At 50.2% G+C, this 3,315-nt stretch carries 3 protein-coding genes; 1 reads left to right on the top strand and 2 read right to left on the bottom strand.

Annotated elements, in window-relative coordinates:
• Positions 1 to 605: 605 nt before the first annotated feature.
• Both Q0236_RS07000 and Q0236_RS07005 read right to left on the bottom strand, forming a co-directional pair.
• The gene (locus tag Q0236_RS07000; protein WP_297916367.1) at positions 606 to 1,475 is read right to left on the bottom strand and encodes a hypothetical protein; all 870 of its coding nucleotides are present in this window, start codon (positions 1,473 to 1,475) and stop codon (positions 606 to 608) included.
• An 11-nt stretch (positions 1,476 to 1,486) separates the two neighbouring features.
• Positions 1,487 to 2,617 carry a CinA family protein gene (locus tag Q0236_RS07005; RefSeq protein WP_297916369.1) on the bottom strand — a complete coding sequence of 377 codons (1,131 nt, stop codon included), beginning with the start codon at positions 2,615 to 2,617 and terminating at the stop codon, positions 1,487 to 1,489.
• Between the two features lie 118 nt (positions 2,618 to 2,735).
• Between Q0236_RS07005 and Q0236_RS07010 the strand changes: the two genes are divergently transcribed.
• A partial coding sequence (locus Q0236_RS07010; protein WP_297916371.1) for a class I tRNA ligase family protein occupies positions 2,736 to 3,315 on the top strand: 580 nt, incomplete at its 3' end.

Consider the following 3,315-nt stretch of genomic DNA (forward strand, 5'->3'; position numbering starts at 1 on the left):
AATTTAAAATTTTAATGAAGCAGCGCAAACTATGAAATAGTAACGTAAATTTAAAATTTAGCGAAGCGGGCGCGGAGGACAAAGCGGCTGCGTAAATTTAAAATTGTGCGTAAAATTTTTAAATTTAACAGGACGGCGCGAGCGCTCGTGCTGCACGGCTCGCCGCTGTTTTGCGCGGACGCTATGAATTTAGCGGGCGGAGCGAAGCGATTTGATCGGGCGTGTTCCGATCGGGGTGCGCAAAATTTAGCGCCCGAGTGCGGGGCACAAAATTTTAACTCCCGAGCGCGGGGTGCAAACCGACCTTGCGCAGGGTTTTTTGCAAACTGAAATCGTGCAACGAAAAAATCTCCGTGCGTCGCAACGCGCACGCCGCAAAATTATGAAATTTAAAAAATCTTACGCCGAGAGGATGAAATTTTAAAAAGCCTGCGTCGAAAGATGATGGAATTTAACAATGCTTGCGGCCCGCACGCAAAATTTTAAACCGCCGTCCGAGTAAAATTTAACGAAACTGCCGCGCCGAGTAAATTTAATAAAATTTAGCATCGTTTCTCTGCGAGCATTCGCCACAACAAACAAATTTAAGCTAAATTTAGCCGCGCTTAAATTCTAAAACTTTGCCTATCGGTCGCCTCTTCAAGCCCAGAATTATCGTCGCGCTCCCGCGAGCGCCCGCCGAGCGGCTCCTGTCTGGGCTGCACGCCAAAGCCCTCCAAGACTTTACCGATACTTTCGTTCGCATCCTTGATGATTCCTTGCAGGCTCCGCCCCATCTGATCAAGGTTTTTGCCCGCCTCGCGCACCGCCGCCTCGCCCTGCTTTAGCAGATCCTTGGTCCTATCGGCGTTGCGAGCGGCGAAATCGTTCAAGACTTCGGGCGCTTTTTTCTGCAAATTTTGCAAGGCCTCGCCCAAAACTTTAGCATCGTTTGCAAGCTCGTCTATCGTGGAGTTCAGATCGGATTTTTGCTTGCTCTCAAAGCCCTGCGGCACGGAATTTTGCGTGGAGCCTTGCATAGAATTTTGTGTGGAGCTTTGAACGGAATTTCGCCCCGAGCTATCCGTGCTTTTATTAAAATTTTGCCCTTGATTACCCGCGCTAAAATTCTGTTCCGAGCGTGTGCTTTTCTCGCGATTTTGCGCGTCCGATCCGCCGTCGCAGCCGCCCAAAACGCACGCTGCGACTAGCGCCAAAGTAAAATTTCGCGCCGCGTTTAAAAAGCTAAAATCATTTATAAAACTAAAATTTCTAGCGCGACCCGCCAAGATAAAATTTAATCCGCCCTGCGCTGAGATAAAATTTTGCCCGTCGCTAGCCCGAGTAAAATTCTGCCCGCCGTACGTTGAAGTAAAATTTCGCGCACTGCCGACCGAAACAAAATTTTGCTCTAGCTCAAAGCCCAGCTCGCCGCTCGCTCGGATAAAATTCTGCGCCGAATCGCCTCCGCACCCTTTCAAAATTTGTCTTTTCAAAATCCGCTCCTTTAAATTTTATCTCTCGCAGGCGCGCTCGGAAGCCGCCCGAAAAACAGATCGCTTCTAAGCTTTAAAAGCAAGCAGATAGCGATATCGGCGCTTTGTTCGCGGATGTAGTTTCGATCGCCTTTTAGATGAAATTCCCCGACGATCTGTTTGCCGCCCTGCTCCTTCGCGCCGATAAAGACCGTCCCTACGGGCTTTTGCGCGCTTCCGCCGCCGGGGCCCGCGATACCGCTTACCGCAAGAGCGAAGCTCGCCCCGCTGCTTTGTAGCGCGCCCTCCAGCATCTCGCCCACGGTCTGCGCGCTGACCGCGCCGTAGCGAGCGAGAGTATCTTCGCCCACGTTGAGCCAGAGATTTTTTATCTCGTTGGCGTAGCTTACGAGCGAGCCGTCAAAAACGTCGCTCACGCCAGCAACCGCGCCGAATTTTGCGGCGATGAGCCCTGCGGTGCAGCTTTCGGCAAAGGTGATCTTAGCGCCTATTTCGCGCAGTCTATCCACCACAAAGCCCATAAAATCGCCGCCTTCGATGTAGCAGCTCTCATAATACTTGCCGACGCTTTGCAAAAACGCGTCCAGCGCTCCGAATTTCATCGCGCTGGCGCGCACAAGCAGCAAAAAGGAACTGGGCCTGCTGATCGTAAGCGAAATTTTATAGCTGATCGCAAGGCTCTCTAGGCGCTGCTTTACGCTTTCGTATTCGCAATCGAATAGATAAAAGCTCTCGCCCGCGTTCGGCGCGTCTTGAAGGATCGGCGGCAGGCTCTGCAAGCAAAGTGCCTTGATCACGTTTACCGAGCAGCCTCTGACGTTTAGCAGGAAGCTGTTTTTCGCCACCGTGCGCGCCATCGAGGGCGCTAAGGTTTCTCCGTTTTTCAGCTCGAGCGAATCGAAAGAGAGCGTCGATAAAATTTTACCGACGACCGCGTAGGCGGAGTTTGCCGCAAAGATCGTGATAAAATCGTACGAATCGATCATCTTTTCAAGCGCGAAGGGCAAAACCTTATCGTTTTCGCTTAAGAATTTCAGATCGTCGATCCGCCCGAAAACCCGCTCGTAGCTGCGAGAAATATAGCTCATCAAAGCCGCGTCGTAGCGGATCTCCTCGCCGATTACAAGGATGATATTTTTCATAAAGACCCTCATTAAATTTTCGCACATTATAGCATAAACGCAGACTGCTCTTTCAGAGCTTTTTAATGGCGTTTTGGATAAACTTCACAAATTTTTTAAGACACGAAAAGGTACAAATATGGACTACAAAGATACTCTCTTTCTTCCTACTACGGATTTTGCGATGCGAGGCGCACTGCCGCAGAACGAGCCTGCGCGGTTTAAGGCATGGTACGAGCAGCGTAAAATTTACGAAAAGATGAAGGCTAAACGCAAGGGCGCAAGCGTTAGCTTTAATATCCACGACGGCCCTCCGTATGCCAACGGACACCTCCACATCGGCCACGCGCTGAATAAAATTTTAAAAGACATCATCACCAAAACCCATTATTTCTTCGGCGAGGAGATCCGCTACGTGCCGGGCTGGGACTGCCACGGTCTGCCGATCGAGCAGCAAGTAGAGATCAAACTAGGCGATAAGAAAAAATCGCTTTCAAAAGTGCAGATCCGCGAGCTTTGCAGACAGCACGCCAAAGAGTTCATCGACGTGCAGCGCAATGAATTTAAAGATATGGGGATTTTGGGAGACTGGGACGATCCGTATCTGACGCTAAAATTTGAGTTTGAAGCTGAAATTTATAAGGCGCTCTGCCAGATCGCGAAAAAAGGAATTCTGATCGAGCGCTCAAAGCCCGTGTTTCGGAGCTGGGCGGCAAAAA

The sequence above is a fragment of the uncultured Campylobacter sp. genome (assembly GCF_938031315.1).
Classification (GTDB): domain Bacteria; phylum Campylobacterota; class Campylobacteria; order Campylobacterales; family Campylobacteraceae; genus Campylobacter_B.

Bases quoted from the DNA above. Each gene is read 5' to 3' on its own strand.
- Q0236_RS07005 (WP_297916369.1), bottom strand. From the start codon at position 2,617: ATGAAAAATATCATCCTTGTAATCGGCGAGGAGATCCGCTACGACGCG.